Origin of the sequence: Streptomyces camelliae, from assembly GCF_027625935.1 — a bacterium.
Classification (GTDB): domain Bacteria; phylum Actinomycetota; class Actinomycetes; order Streptomycetales; family Streptomycetaceae; genus Streptomyces; species Streptomyces camelliae.
This window is the reverse complement of sequence record NZ_CP115300.1, coordinates 4,145,096-4,163,097: the sequence shown is the minus strand read 5'-3', so window position 1 is coordinate 4,163,097 and position 18,002 is coordinate 4,145,096. Positions and strand designations below refer to the sequence as shown.

Genomic DNA, 18,002 nt, shown 5'->3' with positions numbered 1-18,002 from the left:
GGGCGAGAGGGGGGGTGAGACGGGTGGGGCCGTGGGGCCTGACCGGCGGGCCGATGTCCGGCCTGCGCCGACAGCTCGGCCGGGAGGCTGGGGCGAGGGGCGAGGGGCGGGGAGCCGGGGGCCGGAGCTGGTGGGCGGGCCGGGTCGGTGGGGGCGGGGCCGTGTGCCTTCCGGGGCGCCGGGAGCGCGGTGCGCGTGTGCCGTGCCGGGGCAGGTGTCGTACCGGCCGTGCCTCCGCTGTCGTAGGCGTGGTCGGATCGACACATCACGGCGTCGGGATCATCGTCGTATGCCCGCGGCACGCGACCGGAATCGGTGGCCGCGGAGTGCGGGACGCGCCGGGGTCGGCAAAAAGGCCGGAAAAGTATGGGTGCCGGGTGTGCGCGGGCCGCACTCGATCTGGTGTTCGATGTCACATGGGCCCGCCGTTCACCCCGATGTCACCCGCCGGCCGCCCCCGCGTGCCACCCTCCCCGCGCTGGACGGAGCCGGACGGCGGGGAAGGGGAGCGCGGGGATGGAGAGCGGGCCGGCGATCTTCGCGGGAGTGGTGTTCGTCCTGTTCGGAGGCGCCCTGCTGGCCTGGACCGGGACCCGCGTCCGGCGCCGGGAGCCGGTGGCCCAGGGTGTGAACCAAGTCGCATCGGCCACCCTCGCGAGCGTGGCCGGGACGGCCGCGCTGGCCCTCGGCGTGTACTGCCTGACCTGCCTCTGACGTCGGCGGGCGTACCCCGCCGGGCGTGTCGCGGGAGTAAGGGGAGCGTCACGCTCCGGACAGGCGTCGTGGGGCCTCCAGGTACTCCGGGCGGCAGGAATGGCGGTAGTCGGGTTACCGTTCGAGTGGCCGTTGTGGGCTTTTCCCGTTTGACACGGGGGCGGGATGTACCGTCACACTCCGCAGCGTCACACGTGCCAGCAGTACGCCGCGACCCCGGGACGAAGGCCCTGGGGAGGCCACAGCGTCGACCGGAGAGAAGAGCGAAGTTGTCCCCGACCAGCGAGACCGCACAGGGCGGCCGCCGACTCGTCATCGTCGAGTCGCCTGCCAAGGCGAAGACGATCAAGGGCTACCTCGGCCCCGGCTACGTCGTCGAAGCGAGTGTCGGGCACATCCGCGACCTCCCCAACGGCGCCGCCGAGGTGCCCGAGAAGTACACCGGCGAGGTCCGTCGCCTCGGTGTGGACGTAGACCATGACTTCCAGCCGATCTATGTGATCAACGCTGACAAGAAGGCGCAGGTCAAGAAGCTCAAGGACCTGCTGAAGGACTCCGACGAGCTCTTCCTCGCCACCGATGAGGACCGGGAGGGCGAGGCGATCGCCTGGCACCTCCAGGAGGTCCTCAAGCCGAAGATCCCCGTCAAGCGGATGGTCTTCCACGAGATCACCAAGGACGCGATCCGCGAGGCCGTCGCCAACCCGCGCCAGCTCAACCAGAAGCTGGTCGACGCCCAGGAGACCCGCCGCATCCTCGACCGTCTCTACGGCTACGAGGTCTCGCCGGTCCTGTGGAAGAAGGTCATGCCCCGGCTGTCGGCCGGCCGCGTCCAGTCCGTCGCGACGCGTCTCGTCGTGGAGCGGGAACGCGAGCGCATCGCTTTTCGTTCTGCCGAGTACTGGGACCTGACGGGCACCTTCGCGACCGGCCGCGCGGGGGACCCGTCGGACCCGTCGTCGCTGGTCGCCCGCCTCCAGACCGTCGACGGCAGGCGGATCGCGCAGGGCCGCGACTTCGACTCCCTGGGACAACTCAAGAGCGAGAACACCCTCCACCTCGACGAGGCGACCGCCCGCGCCCTCGCCGCCGCCCTGGAGAGCACCCGCTTCTCCGTGCGCTCGGTCGAGTCCAAGCCGTACCGCCGCTCGCCGTACGCCCCGTTCCGTACGACGACGCTGCAGCAGGAGGCCAGCCGCAAGCTCGGCTTCGGCGCGAAGGCGACGATGCAGGTCGCCCAGAAGCTGTACGAGAACGGCTACATCACGTACATGCGTACGGACTCCACGACGCTGAGCGACACGGCGATCGCGGCGGCCCGTGCGCAGGTCACGCAGCTCTACGGCGCGGACTACCTCCCGCCGCAGCCGCGCACCTACGCCGCGAAGGTCAAGAACGCGCAGGAGGCCCACGAGGCGATCCGCCCCTCGGGTGATCGTTTCCGCACTCCTGCCGAGACCGGCCTGACCGGAGACCAGTTCAAGCTCTACGAGCTGATCTGGAAGCGGACCGTCGCCTCCCAGATGAAGGACGCGACCGGCAACAGTGTGACCGTCAAGATCGGTGGCGCCGCCGCCGACGGCCGGGACGTCGAGTTCAGCGCCTCCGGCAAGACGATCACCTTCCACGGCTTCCTGAAGGCCTACGTCGAGGGTGCCGACGACCCGAACGCCGAGCTGGACGACCGCGAGCGCCGGCTGCCGCAGGTCGCCGAGGGCGACGCGCTGTCCGCCGAGGAGATCACGGTCGACGGCCACGCCACCAAGCCCCCGGCGCGCTACACCGAGGCCTCCCTGGTCAAGGAGCTGGAAGAGCGCGAGATCGGCCGCCCGTCGACGTACGCGTCGATCATCGGCACGATCCTCGACCGCGGCTACGTCTTCAAGAAGGGCACGGCCCTGGTGCCGTCCTTCCTGTCCTTCGCCGTGGTCAACCTCCTGGAGAAGCACTTCGGGCGGCTCGTCGACTACGACTTCACCGCCAAGATGGAGGACGACCTCGACCGCATCGCGGCTGGTCAGGCGCAGGCCGTGCCGTGGCTGAAGAGGTTCTACTTCGGCGAGGGCACAGGTCACGGCGGGGCGGCCGAGGCCGGCAACGGCGACGGGGACCACCTCGGCGGCCTCAAGGAGCTCGTCACCGACCTGGGCGCGATCGACGCGCGCGAGGTGTCGTCGTTCCCGGTGGGCAACGGCATCGTGCTCCGCGTCGGCCGCTACGGCCCGTACATCGAGCGCGGCGAGAAGGACACCGAGGAGCACCAGCGCGCCGACATCCCGGACGACCTGGCGCCGGACGAGCTGTCCGTGGAGCTGGCCGAGGAACTGCTGGCCAAGCCCAGCGGCGACTTCGAGCTGGGCGCCGACCCGGCCACGGGCCACCAGATCGTCGCCAAGGCCGGCCGCTACGGCCCGTACGTCACCGAGATCCTCCCCGAGGGCACCCCGAAGACCGGCAAGAACGCGGTGAAGCCGCGCACGGCCTCGCTCTTCAAGTCGATGTCGCTCGACACGGTGACGCTCGACGACGCGCTCAAGCTGATGTCGCTGCCGCGCGTCGTCGGCACCGACGCCGAGGGCCAGGAGATCACCGCGCAGAACGGCCGCTACGGCCCGTATCTGAAGAAGGGCACGGACTCGCGCTCGCTGCAGTCCGAGGACCAGCTCTTCACGATCACGCTGGAGGAGGCGCTGGCGATCTACGCCCAGCCCAAGCAGCGTGGCCGCGCCGCCGCCAAGCCGCCGCTGAAGGAGCTGGGCGAGGACCCGGTCTCCGGCAAGCCGGTCGTGGTCAAGGACGGCCGCTTCGGTCCGTACGTCACCGACGGCGAGACCAACGCGACCCTCCGCTCCGGCGACAGCGTCGAGACGATCACCCCGGAGCGCGGCTTCGAGCTGCTCGCCGAGAAGCGCGCGAAGGGGCCCGCCAAGAAGACCGCGAAGAAGGCGGTGGCCAAGAAGACGGCCCCGGCGAAGAAGACCGCGGCCAAGAAGACGGCGGCGAAGAAGACGACCGCGGCCGCGAAGAAGACCACGGCGGCCAAGAAGACGACCGCCGCCAAGGCGTCGGCTTCGGGCGCGGAGGACTGATTCCGGCGCGGAGGACCGAGTTCTTCGCGCTCCTGTTCGGCTTCGCAACGCACACGCCCCGGCATCACTTTGGTGTCGGGGCGTGCGCATGCCAGGAGAGCGACGTGTGCTGTCGGTGGCTGCCGATAGGCTGAACGCATGACGCGAGCCGAGCAGCCAACGGCCCCCACCACAGCCCCGGACGACGCGCTGGTCGCGGACTCCCGCGAGCGCGCCGTCCGCTCCCTGCTGCGCCGCCCGGAGCTGCGGCGCCTGTGGAGCGCGCACCTGGTGGGCGGTGCCGGCGACGCCCTCGCCCTCCTCGTCCTGGTCGTCCTCGTCCTGCAGGCGGCGATCGCCCAGGGCTCCTTCGGCGGCGGGTACCGGGGCGTGGCGTTCGCAGTGGCGACGGTCTTCGCCGCGCGCGTGCTCGCCACGTTGCTCTTCGGCGCCGTCCTGCTCGGCCCGCTGACCTCGCTCACCGCCCAGGAAGGCCCGCTCGACCGGCGCTGGACCATGGTCGGCGCCGACGCCCTGCGCGCCCTGCTGCTGATCGTCGCGCCCCTGTGGATCGACTGGATGCCGGACAACGCCCTGGCGGTCCTGCTCGTCACCGCCTTCGTCACCGGCGTCGCCGAGCGCCTGTGGACGGTGTGCCGGGAGAGCGCGGCCCCCGCCCTGCTGCCCGGCCCGCCCCCGGAGGGCGCCACCGTACGGCCGCTGCCGGACCACATGGACGCCCTGCGCCGCCTCTCGCTGCGCACCAGCTTCCTGGCCGTCCCGCTGGCCGCCGCAGCGCTGGTCGTCGCCGGGCTGCTCAACAACCTGCTGGGCACCGGCGTGGCCTGGTTCGACCAGCACCACGCGGCCCTCGGGTCGTATGTCGCGGCGGGCCTGTTCGCCGCCTCCCTGTCCGTGCTGACCTCTCTCGAACTGCCCGCCGTGCGCACCCCCCGCGCGCGGTCCCCGCTGGAGGGCCTGCGCCGCCCGCGCACCGGCACCGGCATGGACAAGGGCCGTACGGGCGCGATCCCGCTGCTCGTCCCGGCCTGCGCCGCCGTCGCGGGCGCGATCGCCGCCGCCGTCTCGGTGTGCGTGCTGCACGCCGCCGACCTGGGCGGCGGCCCGGTCCTGTACGGCCTGCTGGTCCTCGGCCTGACCGGCGGCGTCGCCGTCGGCATCCGTACGGCCCCGGCGCTGCTGCCCTCGCTCTCGCGCCGCAGGCTCCTCGCCCTCGCGATCGCCTTCACCGGCATCGCCCTGCTGGCCGCGGGCCTGGTCCCGGACGTCACCACGGTGCTGCTGATCGTCACGATCGCCGGCGTCACCGCGGGCGTGGCCGCGAACACCGGGCACGCCCTGCTCGACCAGGAGACCGAGGACTTCCGCCGCGCGCGCGTCACCGAGCATCTGCACGCGGTGGTCCGCGTCTGCATAGCGCTCGGCGTCCTGATCGCGCCCGTGGTCGCCGGGCTCATCGGTCGGCACCGCCTGGAGAACGGCCGGTTCGTCTTCGCGCACGGCGGCGCCTCCTTCACGCTGATGCTGGTCGGCGCGCTGCTGCTGCCGGTGGCCGCGCTGGTGCTCGCCAAGGTCGACGACCGCTCCGGCATCCCGCTGCGCCAGGACCTCAAGGACGCGCTGCTCGGCGGCGACGACCCGGTCGAGGCCCCGGCCGGGACCGGCTTCTTCATCGCCCTGGAGGGCGGCGACGGCGCCGGCAAGTCCACCCAGGCCGAGGCCCTCGCCGAGTGGATCCGGGCCAAGGGCCACGAGGTCGTGCTCACCCGCGAGCCCGGCGCCACGCCCGTCGGCAAGCGGCTGCGCTCGATCCTGCTGGACGTGTCCTCGGCAGGCCTGTCGCACCGCGCGGAGGCGCTGCTGTACGCCGCCGACCGGGCCGAGCATGTCGACACCGTCGTACGGCCCGCCCTGGAGCGCGGCGCGGTCGTCATCTCCGACCGCTACATCGACTCGTCCGTCGCCTACCAGGGCGCCGGCCGCGACCTGTCCCCGACCGAGATCGCCCGCATCAACCGCTGGGCGACCAATGGACTCGTCCCGCACCTCACCGTCCTGCTCGACGTCTCCCCGGAGACCGCCCGGGAGCGGTTCACGGAGGCCCCGGACCGGCTGGAGTCGGAGCCGGCGGAGTTCCACGCGCGCGTGCGGTCCGGTTTCCTCACGCTGGCCGCCGCCGACCCCGGCCGCTACCTGGTGGTGGACGCCGGCCAGGAGCCCGAGGCCGTCACCACGGTGATCCGGCACCGGCTCGACACCGTGCTGCCGCTGTCCGAGGCCGAGATCAAGGCCCAGGAGGAGGCGCGGAAGAAGGCCGAGGAGGAGGCCCGCCGCAAGGCCGAGGAAGAGGCCGCCCGCAAGGCCGAGGAGGAGCGCCTGGAGCGCGAGCGCCAGGAGCAGCTCGCCAAGCTCCGTGCCGAGGAGGAGGAGCGCAAGCGCCGCGAGCTGGAGGAGGCGCAGCGCCGCGAGGCCGAACGGCAGGCGGAGGAGGCCCGGCAGCGGGCCGAGGAAGCCGCCCGGCGCGCCGAGGAGGAGCGGCAGCGGCTGCTCGCCGAGGAGAAGGCCCGCGCCGAGGAGGAGGCCCGCCGCAGGGCCGAGGAGGAGCGGCGCCGCAGGCAGGCCGAGGAGGAGGCCCGGCTGCGCGCCGAGGAGGAGGCCCGGCAGGCCCGGCTGCGTGCCGAGGAGGAGGCGCGACGCCTGGAGAAGCAGCGCAAGGCGGAGGAGGCGCTGCTGCGTGCCGAGGAGGCCCGCCGGCAGGCGGCCGAGGCCGCGGCGGCGGCCGACACGGCGGCCCGCCGGTCCAGCACCCCCCTGCCGGCTGCGCCGGGTGTCCTGCCCGAGGCGTCGACGGTCCCCACCCCGGTCGTGTCGCCGGAGCCGCGCGGCACCGAGGAGACCGTCCCGACGCCGGTCGTGTCGCTCGGGCAGGACGAGCGGGACGCCGAGCAGACGACCGTCCTGCGTCCCGTACGGGAGGACGGCGCCGCGGCCGACGAGGCGGCTCGGGAAACCGATGGGCGGGCGGAGACGTCCGCGCGGGACGCCCGTCCCGCGCGCGAGCCCGGGGCCGGCCCCGACGCCGAGGTGACGGCCGAGCTGCCGCAGCCTCCGGTGGTTCCGGGCGCGGCGGACGAGACGGCGGTCCTGCCGCAGATCTCCCCCGAGGAGACGGCCGTACTGCCGCCGGTGCCTCCGGGCGCGGCCGACGAGACGGCCGTACTGCCGCCCGTCCGGGGTGACGTGCCGCCGGTCCGGGGCGGCGTGCCGCCCGTGCCGGGGGACGCCCCGGCGGACCGGGTGCCGTCCGGCTTCTTCCGGGACGAGCGCCCGGCCGCGCGCCCCGACGGCTCCGAGTACCGCACCCGCGAGATGCCCCAGCTCGACGCCGACGGCACCCCGCGGCGCCGGCCGCGCCCCGACTGGGCCGAGGAGACCCCGCTGGACGACCTGCCGTCGCTGGCGGACGAACTGCTGGGGTCGTACGACGAGCGGGACTACGGCGACCAGGACGAGGAGCAGGGCCGCAGGGGCCGGGGGCGGCGCGGCTGACGGCAGGTGCCTGCGGGGTACGGCGAGTGCGCGGGCCCGTGCTGGGCGGCGGAGCACAGGGCGGTGCGGGTCGGAGGACGACCGGCGCCGCCCTCGCCTTTCGCTGCTTTTCCCTGCCCTTCCGGCCGTCGGTGACGGCTCTCGGACCGCGTTGTCAGTGCCCGCCCCCACAATGGAGGGCAGGAACGCGGAGTGTGACGAAAGGGCGGCGTGACCCATGACCGTATGGGACGACCTCGTCGGGCAGGAGAAGGTGAGCGCGGTGCTCGACGCCGCCGCGCGGGACGCCGACGCCCTCGTCACCGCCGCCGCGGCGGACCAGCCGCTGCCCGAGACGTCGAAGATGACCCACGCCTGGCTGTTCACGGGCCCGCCCGGCGCGGGCCGGAACCAGGCGGCGAGGGCCTTCGCCGCGGCCCTGCAGTGCGTGAGCCCCGACCGCGCCCTCGGCGGCTCCCCCGGCTGCGGCTTCTGCGACGGCTGCCACACCGCGCTGCTCGGCACGCACGCGGACGTCACCACGGTGGCCGCGGTCGGGGCCGAGATCCTGGTCAAGGACATGCGGGACACGGTCCGCAAGTCGTTCACCTCGCCGGCGAACGGCCGCTGGCAGATCATCCTGGTCGAGGACGCCGAGCGGCTGAACGAGAAGTCCGCCAACGCCGTCCTCAAGGCCGTCGAGGAGCCCGCCCCGCGCACGGTCTGGCTGCTGTGCGCCCCCTCCATCGAGGACGTCCTGCCGACGATCCGCTCCCGCTGCCGCCACCTGAACCTGCGTACGCCGTCCGTCGACGCGGTCGCCGACATGCTCGTACGGCGCGACGGCATCGAGCCCCCGGTCGCGGCCGCCGCCGCCCGGGCCACCCAGGGCCACGTCGACCGCGCCCGCCGCCTGGCCACGGACCCGGCGGCCCGTGAGCGCCGCGCCGCCGTGCTGAAGCTGCCGCTGCGCCTCGACGAGGTGGGCGCCTGTCTCAAGGCGGCCCAGGAGCTGGTCGACGCGGCGGCCGAGGACGCCAAGCAGCTCGCCGAGGAGATGGACGGCAAGGAGACCGAGGAGCTGAAGGCGGCGCTGGGCGCGGCCCAGGGGGGCCGGCTGCCGCGCGGTACGGCGGGTGTGATGAAAGACCTGGAGGACATGCAGAAGCGCCGCAGAACCCGTACGCAGCGCGACAGCCTCGACATCGCCCTCGGCGACCTCACCGCCTTCTACCGCGACGTCCTCGCCCTCCAGCTCGGCTCCCGCGTGGCGATCGCCAACGCGGACGCCGAGGACGCCCTGGACCGCCTCGCCCGCGGCAGCAGCCCCGAGTCCACCCTCCGCCGCATCGAGGCCATCGCCGCCTGCCGCGAGGCCCTGGACCGCAATGTGGCCCCGCTGCTGGCGGTGGAGGCGATGACGATGGCACTGCGGGCGGGGTGAGGAGTCTCAAAGGCGCCACACCCCCACCGGTGTCCCTCGTACGAGCACATCATCGCCCACGCACCGTACTCAATTCATCGCACAACGTTACGCTCGCCTGATGCACACCAGGCCATCCCTGCCATCCCCCCGCCGGACCCGGGGCGCCCGCCCCCGGGCAACGGCCCGCCTCACCGCCGGCCTTCTCACGGCCGCCGCCCTGCTCGTGTCCGCCTGCTCTCCCGGGAGCTCGACCACCTCGGCCGGTGACACGGCGGAGGCGGCCCTGGCCGCGTTGCCGCGGTCGACGCCGTCGGCATTGTCGTCGTACTACACCCAGCGGTTGCGCTGGCGCAGCTGCGGCACCCCCGGTTTCCAGTGCGCGACGATGACGGCCCCGCTGGACTACGGCAAGCCCGGCGCGGGCGACGTCCGGCTCGCCGTCGCCCGCAAGAAGGCCACCGGTACGGGCAGGCCGATCGGTTCGCTGCTGGTCAACCCGGGCGGTCCGGGCGGCTCGGCGGTCGACTACCTGCAGAGTTACGCGGGTGTCGGCTATCCGGCGGATGTCCGCGCCCGCTACGACATGGTCGCGGTGGACCCGCGGGGCGTCGCCCGCAGTGAGCCCGTGGAGTGCCTCGACGGCCGGCAGATGGACACGTACACGCAGACGGACATGACGCCCGACGACCAGCAGGAGCGGAACGCGCTGGTCGCGGCGGACAAGACGTTCGACGAGAGCTGCGGGGCCCACTCGGCGCGGCTGCTGCGGAACGTCTCCACCGTCGAGGCGGCGCGGGACATGGACATCCTGCGGGCGGTGCTGGGTGATCAGAAACTGAACTATGTGGGGGCGTCGTACGGCACGTTCCTCGGCGCGACGTACGCGGGCCTGTTCCCCGACCGGGTCGGCCGGATGGTCCTGGACGGCGCGATGGACCCCTCCATCGACGCCCGCACCCTGAACCTGGACCAGACTTCCGGCTTCGAGACGGCGTTCCAGGCGTTCGCGAAGGACTGCGTACGGCGCTCCGACTGCCCGCTCGGCGGCCGAGGCACGACGCCCGCGCAAGTCGGCGACCACCTCAAGGCGTTCTTCCGCGAGGTGGACGCGCACCCGATCGCGACGGGCGACGCGGACGGCCGCAAGCTCGGCGAGGCGCTGGCCACGACCGGGGTGATCGCGGCGATGTACGACCAGGCGGAGTGGGAGCAGCTGCGCGAGGCGCTGACCTCGGCGATGAAGGAGCACGACGGCGCGGGCCTGCTCGCGCTCTCCGACAGCTACTACGAGCGTGACGCGAGCGGCCGTTACAGCAACCTGATGATGGCCAACGCCGCCGTGAACTGCCTGGACCTGCCGCCCGCCTTCACCGGCCCCGAAGAGGTGGAGCGGGCCCTGCCCGCGTTCGAGAAGGCGTCCCCGGTCTTCGGCGACTACCTGGCCTGGGCCGCGCTGAGCTGCACATACTGGCCGGTGAGGGCCACCGGTTCGGCGCATCGCATCGAGGCGAAGGGCGCCGCCCCGATCGTCGTGGTCGGCACCACCCGCGACCCGGCGACCCCCTACCGCTGGGCCCAGTCCCTGTCCCACCAGCTGTCCTCGGCGCGCCTGCTGACCTACGTCGGCGACGGCCACACCGCCTACGGGCGCGGCAGCACCTGCATCGACACCGCGATCAACACCTACCTGCTGAACGGCACCCCACCAAGCATCGGCAAACGCTGCTCCTAGCCCCGGGAAAGCCCTGCTCACAGCCCCTGCACCCGGCCCCGGAGCCCGCCTCTCCGGGGCGTGGTCAGAGCACCCCGGAAAACTGTGTAGACTTACCGACGTTGCCGATCGCACCATAATGCGAACGGCGCGCCGCCTTAGCTCAGATGGCCAGAGCAACGCACTCGTAATGCGTAGGTCTCGGGTTCGAATCCCGAAGGCGGCTCCGAAAAAGGCCCCAGGTCGCGCGCTGCTGACCTGGGGCTTTTGCCTTGTCGTAACCTTACTCGGCCCTGGCTCGCCGCCGGTGTGTGGGGCTCGGACCTCGTCCGGTGGACGAGCGGTGGACACGACTGCAAGCGCACCGCATGGTCCATGACCTTGGTGAACAGGCTGATCACCAGGTCCAGGTGCTGCTCGTGGACCAGCAGGCGGCCCGCGAACTGGACGAGAGCTTCCTCGGCGGTGCAGCCGAACAACTGCTCGACCTGTGTGGGTTCCACAGCACGATCCGGCCCTCTGTGTCGAGCAGCACGCGGCGACGCGGCTTGAAAGGCCCGCCCTGCTCCCATGGCTCCTCCTTTCACCCCAGTGCCGCGGGGCTGCTGAGCAGGTCCGTCTTCGGGCAATGGCCGCCGGATCAGATCGGGGGTCGGGGGCGGGCACGCCGGGACGACGGCGCCCGCTTCATCCACGCGGCGGGCCGGACTGGGGAGTGGGTTTTTCGTCGTCTTGTTCCGCGTCGTCGTGGGGTGCTTCGCCGCGTCCCGCGGCCAGGTTCCTCGCGGGAGGGGGCGGCCCGGTGACCTCGACGTGGGCCGGACGCAGCAGTTGGTCACCGAGCCGGTAGCCGGGTCGCAGGACCTCCGTGCAGATCAGCCGGTCGGTGTCTGGGGAGACGTGATGGACCACAGCCTCGTGCCGGGCGGGGTCGAAGAGGTCGCCTTCCTGGCCGAACGCCTCCAGGCCCAGGCGTCCCAGCTGGGTCCGGAGCGTGCCTGTGATCTCCTTCAGCCCCGGGGGCATGGGCTCGTGCGCGCAGGCGCGGTCGACGGCGTCCAGGACAGGCAGCAGGGCGCGCAGGACGTTCGCCACGGCGATCTGACCTACGGCCATACGGTCCCGGCGCACCCGCTTGCGGTAGTTGTCGTACTCGGCCTTCACCCGCTGCAGGTCCTCCGTGCGTTCCTCCAGCAGACGCCGCAGCCGGTCGGGGTCGGTGTTCTGCAGCCGGCCGTTGTCCATCGTCAGCCCGCCTCCCCCTTCTCGTCGTCGACGATCTCGGCGTCCACCACCTCGTCGTCCGATCCCGAGGCGCCCGGAGCCTGTGCGCCCGTGGGCTGCTCGGCGCGCGACTGCTCGTACAGTGCCGTGCCGATCTTCTGAGCCGCCTCGGCCGCACGCTCCATGGCCTGGCGGATCGCCGCGGTGTCCTCGCCCTTGAGCTTCTCCTTCAGCTCGGCCAGCGCCGCCTCGGTCTCGCTCTTCGCGTCCGCCGGGATCTTGTCGGGGTTGTCCTTGATCAACTTCTCCGTCGAGTAGACCAGCTGCTCGCCCTGGTTGCGGGTCTCCGCCGCCTCCCGGCGCCTGCGGTCCTCCTCCGCGTGCTGCTCCGCCTCGCGGACCATGCGGTCGATGTCGTCCTTCGGCAGGGCGGAACCGCCGGTGACGGTCATCTTCTGTTCCTTGCCGGTGCCCAGGTCCTTCGCCGAGACGTGCATGATGCCGTTGGCATCGATGTCGAAGGCGACCTCGATCTGCGGCACGCCACGCGGGGCCGGCGGCAGACCGGTCAGCTCGAACATGCCGAGCTTCTTGTTGTACGCGGCGATCTCACGCTCGCCCTGGTAGACCTGCACGGTCACCGACGGCTGGTTGTCCTCGGCGGTGGTGAAGATCTCCGAACGGCGGGTCGGGATCGTGGTGTTGCGCTCGATCAGCTTGGTCATGATGCCGCCCTTGGTCTCGATACCGAGGGACAGCGGAGTGACGTCGAGCAGCAGGACGTCCTTGACCTCGCCCTTGAGCACACCGGCCTGGAGCGAGGCGCCGACCGCCACCACCTCGTCGGGGTTGACGCCCTTGTGCGGGTCCTTGCCGGTCAGCTCCCGCACCAGATCGGTGACCGCCGGCATCCGCGTCGAACCACCCACCAGGATCACGTGGTTGATGTCGGACACCTTGATCCCGGCATCCTTGACCGCGTTGTGGAACGGCCCCTTGCACCGCTCCAGCAAGTCGGACGTCAGCTGCTGGAACTGGGCGCGCGTGAGCTTCTCGTCCAGGTGCAGCGGACCCTGCGCGGAGGCCGTGATGTAGGGCAGGTTGATCGTGGTCTCCGACGAGCTGGACAGCTCGATCTTGGCCTTCTCCGCCGCCTCGCGCAGTCGCTGAACGGCCATCTTGTCCTTGGACAGGTCGACGCCGTAGCCGTTCTTGAACTGCTTGACCAGGTGGTCCACGATCCGCTGGTCCCAGTCGTCACCTCCCAGGTGCGTGTCGCCGTTGGTGGCTTTCACCTCGATGACGCCCTCGCCCATCTCCAGCAGGGACACGTCGAAGGTGCCGCCGCCCAGGTCGAAGACGAGGACCGTCTGGTCGTTCTCCTTGTCCAGACCGTACGCCAGTGCCGCCGCCGTCGGCTCGTTGATGATCCGCAGGACGTTCAGGCCCGCGATCTCACCGGCTTCCTTCGTCGCCTGCCGCTGCGAGTCGTCGAAGTAGGCCGGTACGGTGACGACGGCGTCGGTGACGTCCTCCGCGAGATACGCCTCGGCGTCCCGCTTCAGTTTCTGCAGCACCCGGGCCGAGATCTCCTGCGCGGTGTACCGCTTGCCATCGATGTCACCGTGATCCGGGAAGCGCCACGCATGGTCCCCCATGTGCCGCTTGACCGAGCGGGCGGTGCGCTCCACGTTGGTCACCGCCTGCCGCTTGGCGACCTCGCCCACCAGAACTTCGCCGTTCTTGGCGAACGCCACGACCGACGGCGTGGTCCGTGCTCCCTCCGTGTTGGTGATGACGGTGGGCTCGCCGCCCTCCAGGACCGAGACCACCGAGTTCGTCGTACCGAGGTCGATACCGACCGGACGCGCCATCTGGAATCTCCCTCCTCGTCCATGCCCTGCCTGCCAGGGCCTCGTTCACCTGTGGGGCTTCCATCGGACCGGTCCCGCGCGCAAGGGCGGTTCGGGGGCTGTGGTGCCGAGTACGACGACGAACCTGCGGGGCGGCCGGGGCGGTGCCGGAGCCTGGGGAGGCTCGACCGGGCTGCGGTGCGTCCGCTCGTACATCTGGTCATAGGCCGCGCGCCGAAGGGGATCGCGCAGCGTCTCGTACGCCGAGCGCAGCTGCCCGAACCGTTCCGCCGTGAGGGCGTCCACCCGGGTGTCGGGGCGCAGCTCCCGCACCTGACGCCGGAAGGCGGAGGTGATCACCTCGACCGTGGCCGAGGGCTCCACCCCCAGCTGCGCGTACAGGTCCGGCATCTCCATCCAGGCCACCTCCTCGACCGCTGTGAGCTGCGACTTCGGACCAACCTGCCTATAAGCCTGAATAAAACTTGAGTGTCCTCTTGTCAAGTCCAGCTGGACGAGGTATAGGGGTGTCGAAGGCACTCCGGGCTCCCGGAGCCCGGACCGGCGAAGTGCCGACGAACCGGTTCCCACCAGGCGAAAGGAGCTGAACGATGGTGCTCATCCGCACGGACCCCTTCCGGGACCTCGACCGGCTCACCCAGCAGGTGTTCGGCACCCTCGCCCGGCCGGCCGCCATGCCGATGGATGCCTACCAGAGCGGGGACGCCTTCATCGTCCACTTCGACCTGCCCGGCGTCGACCCGGACACCATCGATCTCAACGTCGAGCGCAACGTCCTGACCGTGCAGGCGGAGCGACTCGGACCGGACACCAAGCAAGCCGACCTGCTCGTGGCGGAGCGGCCGCACGGCGTCTTCAGCCGTCAGCTCTTCCTGGGCGAGTCGCTCGATCTGGAGAAGATCAGCGCGAAGTACGACGCGGGCGTGCTCACCCTGCACATCCCGGTGATGGAGGAGGTCAGGCCGCGCCGCATCGAGATCAGCCGGGGAGACGGAGAGGCCAGGCAGATCACGAGCTGACCGCCGCGAAGAGATGAGCGGCAGAAAGGAGGGACGAACCGTACAGGTATCCAGGACACGCGGTGAGGCCGCCGCACGTGCTGCAGCGCCGCCCGTGCGGCGGCCCGACGCGGGCATCGAGCGGCGGGAGACGGAGAGGACCATGGCTCTGTTCCTGGCGTCGCACCGGGAGGACGGCTGGGCCGTGATGGAGATCAAGGGGGAACTCGACAGCACGACCGCCACCAGCTGCATGACTTCGTGGCAGACGTGACCGGGCGGCACAGGCACTCCCTCGACCTGATCGCGGACCTGTCCGAGCCGGCCTACACCGATGTCGAGGGAGTGAGCACCCTCATGTCCACGCCACGCTCGCCGCAGCCCTCGCCGCGCCACGAGCCGTCTCCGCCGACCGGACAGGAGGTGCTGGGCAGTGATAACCGAACTTGCCGTCGAGCGTGTTGAGTTCACCTGCGGCATGTGCTGGCACCGCTGGAGCGTCGACTACGACGTCCAACGTTACCGGGACGCCCTCGACGCCGAGTGGGAGTACTTCTACCGGGACAACACGGCCGTCCCGTCCCCCTACACCCCGGCCGGCGCCCCGCCCTGCGAACGCTGCGGCCGGCGCTGGGTCGGCCGCCTCGTGGCGCGGCGCCCCATCCCCTTGTCGGGCGACACGGAAGCTCCTCGCAGCCGCGTCCCGGCCAAGGGAGCCCACCGTCCCGAGCGCCACACCGCACCCTTCCTGCAGGCGACCGGTCACCTCCAACCGGAGCCCGACGAACGAGCGGCTCGTCCGCCGGAGCAGCGACCGTGATCCACACGGCTGTGCAAAGGCTGTGGACCTCCTCGCATGCAGCAGCGGGGCGGGCTGCGGCGGGCACATTCGGTCGCTGCGGCTCCGCGGCCCGCCGATGATCGACGCCGTATGGAGGAGCCGACCGTCATGGAGTGGTTCACCAACGCCGACTACTGGTTGAGCCGCCTGGTTTTCCAGCGGGGCCTCGCCGTGCTCTACGGTGTCGCTTTCGTCAGCTCCGCCCTGCAGTTCAAGGCGCTGATCGGCGAGCGGGGACTGCTGCCGGTTCCGCGGTTCGTGGCGTCCGTGCCCTTCCGCCGGGCACCGAGCATCTTCCAGTGGCACTACTCGGACCCCTTCTTCGCCGTCGTCGCCTGGACCGGCGCGGCCCTGTCCGCCGCTGTCGCGGCGGGTGCGGCGGACCTGGTGCCGCTGTGGGCCGCGATGCCGATGTGGTTCACCCTGTGGGCGCTGTATCTGTCCATCGTCAACGTGGGGCAGACCTGGTACGCCTTCATGTGGGAGATGCTCCTGCTGGAGGCCGGCTTCCTCGCGATCTTCCTCGGCAACGACGAGGTCGCCCCGCCGGTGCTCGTGCTCGGGCTGCTGATCTGGCTGCTGTTCCGGCTGGAGTTCGGCGCGGGACTGATCAAGCTGCGCGGCGACCGCTGCTGGCGTGACCTGACCTGCCTGTACTACCACCACGAGACCCAGCCGATGCCGGGTCCTCTCAGCTGGTTCTTCCACCACCTGCCCCGACCGGTGCACCGGGCAGAGGTCGCGGCCAACCACCTCGCGCAGCTGGGCGCCCCGCTCGCGTTGTTCGCCCCACAGCCCGTGGCCGGCTGGGCGGCGGCCTTCATCGTCGTCACCCAGCTGTGGCTGGTGGCGTCCGGCAACTTCGCCTGGCTGAACTGGCTGGCGATCCTGCTCGCCGTGTCCGCGATCGACGACGTGCGCGCCGCACACCTTTTGCCCCTGCCCAAACAGCCACCGGCCTTCGGCGCGACGCCCGCCTGGTACGCGGGCCTGGTGCTCGCCGTGACCGCCCTGGTCGCCGTCCTCAGCTACTGGCCGGTCCGCAACCTGTTCTCCCGCCGACAGCGGATGAACGTCTCCTTCAACCCGCTGCACCTGGTCAACACCTACGGGGCGTTCGGCAGCGTCAGCCGCGTCCGCTACGAGGTGGTGATCGAGGGTACCGACGAGGCGGACCTCACCGATGAGACGCAGTGGAAGGAGTACGAGTTCAAGGGCAAGCCGGGCGACAGACGGCGGCTGCCGCCGCAGGTGGCGCCGTATCACCTGCGGCTCGACTGGCTGATGTGGTTCGCCGCGCTCTCGCCCGCGTACGCCGCCGAATGGTTCGTGGCCCTCCTCGTCCGCCTTCTGGACAACGACGCCGCCACCCTGCGGCTCCTGCGCCGCAATCCCTTCCCATCGGCCCGCCCCACCTTCCTGCGCGCCCGCCTCTACGCCTACCGCTTCACCACCTGGCCGGAGCTCCGCCGGACCGGCACCTGGTGGCACCGCACCCTGGTGCAGGACTACCTGCCACCCGTGACAAGCGCGGAGACCACCGAGCCCCGCTCACCGGCCACCTCACGGATGCCGCACTGAATTCCACGGAGGGAGGAGCCTACAAAACTGAATGCCAGGGATGTGGCGCGCGCGAACTTGCCCGGCTTGCGTGCGCGCGGTCTCCTTCGCCTCCTCCTTCTGCTGGAGCGGGACCAACAAGTACGGCATGCGGATGGCCGCGGCTTTCGCGCTGTCTCGTGGCCGGGGCGATCGTGTGGTGTCGTGTGTGTTCATCGCCGCGGGTGCCGTCGTCGCGGCCGCCGGCCGGCTGTTGTGGACGGCCACAGCAGAGGACGGTCGTTCTGCGCCGCGTGGCGGATCCGGCGATCCTGGAGATGTGGCAAGCGGGACACCCGGGAGCGGCCACACCACCTCGCACGGTGAACCGCGGACCGACTATTCGGGGGCGATCTACGGCGCGCTCCTGGCCGCGTCCGTGGTGGCGGGGGCCGGAGCGGTCGGCTTGTTTCCCCGCGCCGCCCTTGTGGTCCTTCTCCTCGTGACCGGCATCGTGTTCTGGGCCGCGCACGTCTATGCCCGCCTGGCCGGCGAGCGGATCCACGGGCAGCGCTTGACCTGGGACGAGATACGCCGCACGGCCCGCCGTGAGTGGCCGATGGTCCAGGCTGCCGTACCCCCGGCCATCGCCGTGGTGATCAGCCCTCTGCTGGGGCTGGGTCTCGCCGGGACGGCGTGGTTCGCCCTGGGTGTCGCCCTGGCCGAGCAGGTCGCCTGGGCGACCGTCGCCGCCGCGCGAGCCGGCGCGTCGCGTCGGCAGGCCGTGATCTCCGGGCTGGCGAACCTCTTGTTCGGCCTGATCATTGTCGTCGCCAAGACGGTGGTCCATCACTGACCGCTTGGCCAGAAACTTCCGTCCGAGGCTTTCCTTCCGGGGTAGGTGAACACCTACCCCGGAAGTAGGTTTCGGCCCATGGCGCCTGCAGGTCCCCTCGCAGCAGCATGATCTCCAGGCCGCAGCGCGTGGCCTGGATGACGAGACGGGGGGGGCGGATATGTGGCCGTTTCCGGTGCACGGGGCGGCGCCTTGGCCGGCG

The 18,002-nt window shown here is 71.5% G+C and carries 12 protein-coding genes and 1 tRNA gene; 10 read left to right on the top strand and 3 right to left on the bottom strand.

Annotated elements, in window-relative coordinates:
• Window positions 1–516: 516 nt before the first annotated feature.
• The 6 genes from O1G22_RS18940 to O1G22_RS18915 all read left to right on the top strand — a co-directional run bounded on the left by O1G22_RS18940 (window position 517) and on the right by O1G22_RS18915 (window position 10,694).
• Window positions 517–714 (top strand): hypothetical protein, encoded by a 198-nt coding sequence (locus O1G22_RS18940; RefSeq protein WP_270082421.1) that lies wholly within the window; start codon window positions 517–519, stop codon window positions 712–714.
• A gap of 269 nt (window positions 715–983) precedes the next feature.
• A complete protein-coding gene (gene topA, locus O1G22_RS18935; RefSeq protein ID WP_270082420.1) occupies window positions 984–3,803 on the top strand; it encodes a type I DNA topoisomerase in 2,820 nt (939 codons plus the stop codon).
• A gap of 138 nt (window positions 3,804–3,941) precedes the next feature.
• Complete coding sequence (tmk, locus tag O1G22_RS18930) at window positions 3,942–7,352, top strand: dTMP kinase (protein WP_270082419.1); 3,411 nt, start codon at window positions 3,942–3,944, stop codon at window positions 7,350–7,352.
• A gap of 217 nt (window positions 7,353–7,569) precedes the next feature.
• Window positions 7,570–8,775, top strand: a complete 1,206-nt coding sequence (locus O1G22_RS18925; RefSeq protein ID WP_270082418.1) for a DNA polymerase III subunit delta' — start codon at window positions 7,570–7,572, stop codon at window positions 8,773–8,775.
• A 100-nt stretch (window positions 8,776–8,875) separates the two neighbouring features.
• Window positions 8,876–10,489 (top strand): alpha/beta hydrolase, encoded by a 1,614-nt coding sequence (locus O1G22_RS18920; RefSeq protein WP_270082417.1) that lies wholly within the window; start codon window positions 8,876–8,878, stop codon window positions 10,487–10,489.
• Window positions 10,490–10,620: 131 nt separating this feature from the next.
• Window positions 10,621–10,694 (top strand) — tRNA-Thr (locus O1G22_RS18915).
• Window positions 10,695–11,155: 461 nt separating this feature from the next.
• Here the strand turns inward: O1G22_RS18915 and grpE are convergent.
• Genes grpE through O1G22_RS18895 form a run of 3 tightly spaced genes read right to left on the bottom strand, consistent with a single transcriptional unit; the run spans window position 11,156 to window position 13,962 of the window.
• A complete protein-coding gene (grpE, locus tag O1G22_RS18905) occupies window positions 11,156–11,713 on the bottom strand; it encodes a nucleotide exchange factor GrpE (RefSeq protein WP_270082416.1) in 558 nt (185 codons plus the stop codon).
• A 2-nt stretch (window positions 11,714–11,715) separates the two neighbouring features.
• Window positions 11,716–13,566, bottom strand: a complete 1,851-nt coding sequence (gene dnaK / locus O1G22_RS18900; protein ID WP_270082415.1) for a molecular chaperone DnaK — start codon at window positions 13,564–13,566, stop codon at window positions 11,716–11,718.
• Window positions 13,567–13,611: 45 nt separating this feature from the next.
• Window positions 13,612–13,962, bottom strand: a complete 351-nt coding sequence (locus O1G22_RS18895) for a J domain-containing protein (RefSeq protein ID WP_270082414.1) — start codon at window positions 13,960–13,962, stop codon at window positions 13,612–13,614.
• 194 nt (window positions 13,963–14,156) lie between these two features.
• On the opposite strand from O1G22_RS18895, the gene O1G22_RS18890 reads away from it, so the two are divergent.
• The 4 genes from O1G22_RS18890 (at window position 14,157) to O1G22_RS18875 (ending at window position 17,800) form a co-directional block, all read left to right on the top strand.
• Complete coding sequence (locus O1G22_RS18890; protein WP_270082413.1) at window positions 14,157–14,585, top strand: Hsp20/alpha crystallin family protein; 429 nt, start codon at window positions 14,157–14,159, stop codon at window positions 14,583–14,585.
• Window positions 14,586–14,997: 412 nt separating this feature from the next.
• The gene (locus O1G22_RS18885) at window positions 14,998–15,384 is read left to right on the top strand and encodes a hypothetical protein (RefSeq protein ID WP_270082412.1); all 387 of its coding nucleotides are present in this window, start codon (window positions 14,998–15,000) and stop codon (window positions 15,382–15,384) included.
• Window positions 15,385–15,513: 129 nt separating this feature from the next.
• Window positions 15,514–16,986: a lipase maturation factor family protein gene (locus tag O1G22_RS18880; protein WP_270086458.1), complete on the top strand. Its 1,473-nt coding sequence runs from the start codon at window positions 15,514–15,516 to the stop codon at window positions 16,984–16,986.
• A 70-nt stretch (window positions 16,987–17,056) separates the two neighbouring features.
• Window positions 17,057–17,800, top strand: coding sequence for a hypothetical protein (locus O1G22_RS18875; protein WP_333492308.1), 744 nt, complete (start codon window positions 17,057–17,059; stop codon window positions 17,798–17,800).
• Window positions 17,801–18,002 lie beyond the last annotated feature (202 nt).

Coding starts and splice junctions, on each gene's coding strand:
- O1G22_RS18940 (WP_270082421.1), top strand. CDS start 517: ATGGAGAGCGGGCCGGCGATCTTCGCGGGAGTGGTGTTCGTCCTGTTC.
- tmk (WP_270082419.1), top strand. CDS start 3,942: ATGACGCGAGCCGAGCAGCCAACGGCCCCCACCACAGCCCCGGACGAC.
- O1G22_RS18925 (WP_270082418.1), top strand. CDS start 7,570: ATGACCGTATGGGACGACCTCGTCGGGCAGGAGAAGGTGAGCGCGGTG.
- O1G22_RS18920 (WP_270082417.1), top strand. CDS start 8,876: ATGCACACCAGGCCATCCCTGCCATCCCCCCGCCGGACCCGGGGCGCC.
- grpE (WP_270082416.1), bottom strand. CDS start 11,713: ATGGACAACGGCCGGCTGCAGAACACCGACCCCGACCGGCTGCGGCGT.
- dnaK (WP_270082415.1), bottom strand. CDS start 13,566: ATGGCGCGTCCGGTCGGTATCGACCTCGGTACGACGAACTCGGTGGTC.
- O1G22_RS18895 (WP_270082414.1), bottom strand. CDS start 13,962: ATGGAGATGCCGGACCTGTACGCGCAGCTGGGGGTGGAGCCCTCGGCC.
- O1G22_RS18890 (WP_270082413.1), top strand. CDS start 14,157: ATGGTGCTCATCCGCACGGACCCCTTCCGGGACCTCGACCGGCTCACC.
- O1G22_RS18880 (WP_270086458.1), top strand. CDS start 15,514: ATGGAGTGGTTCACCAACGCCGACTACTGGTTGAGCCGCCTGGTTTTC.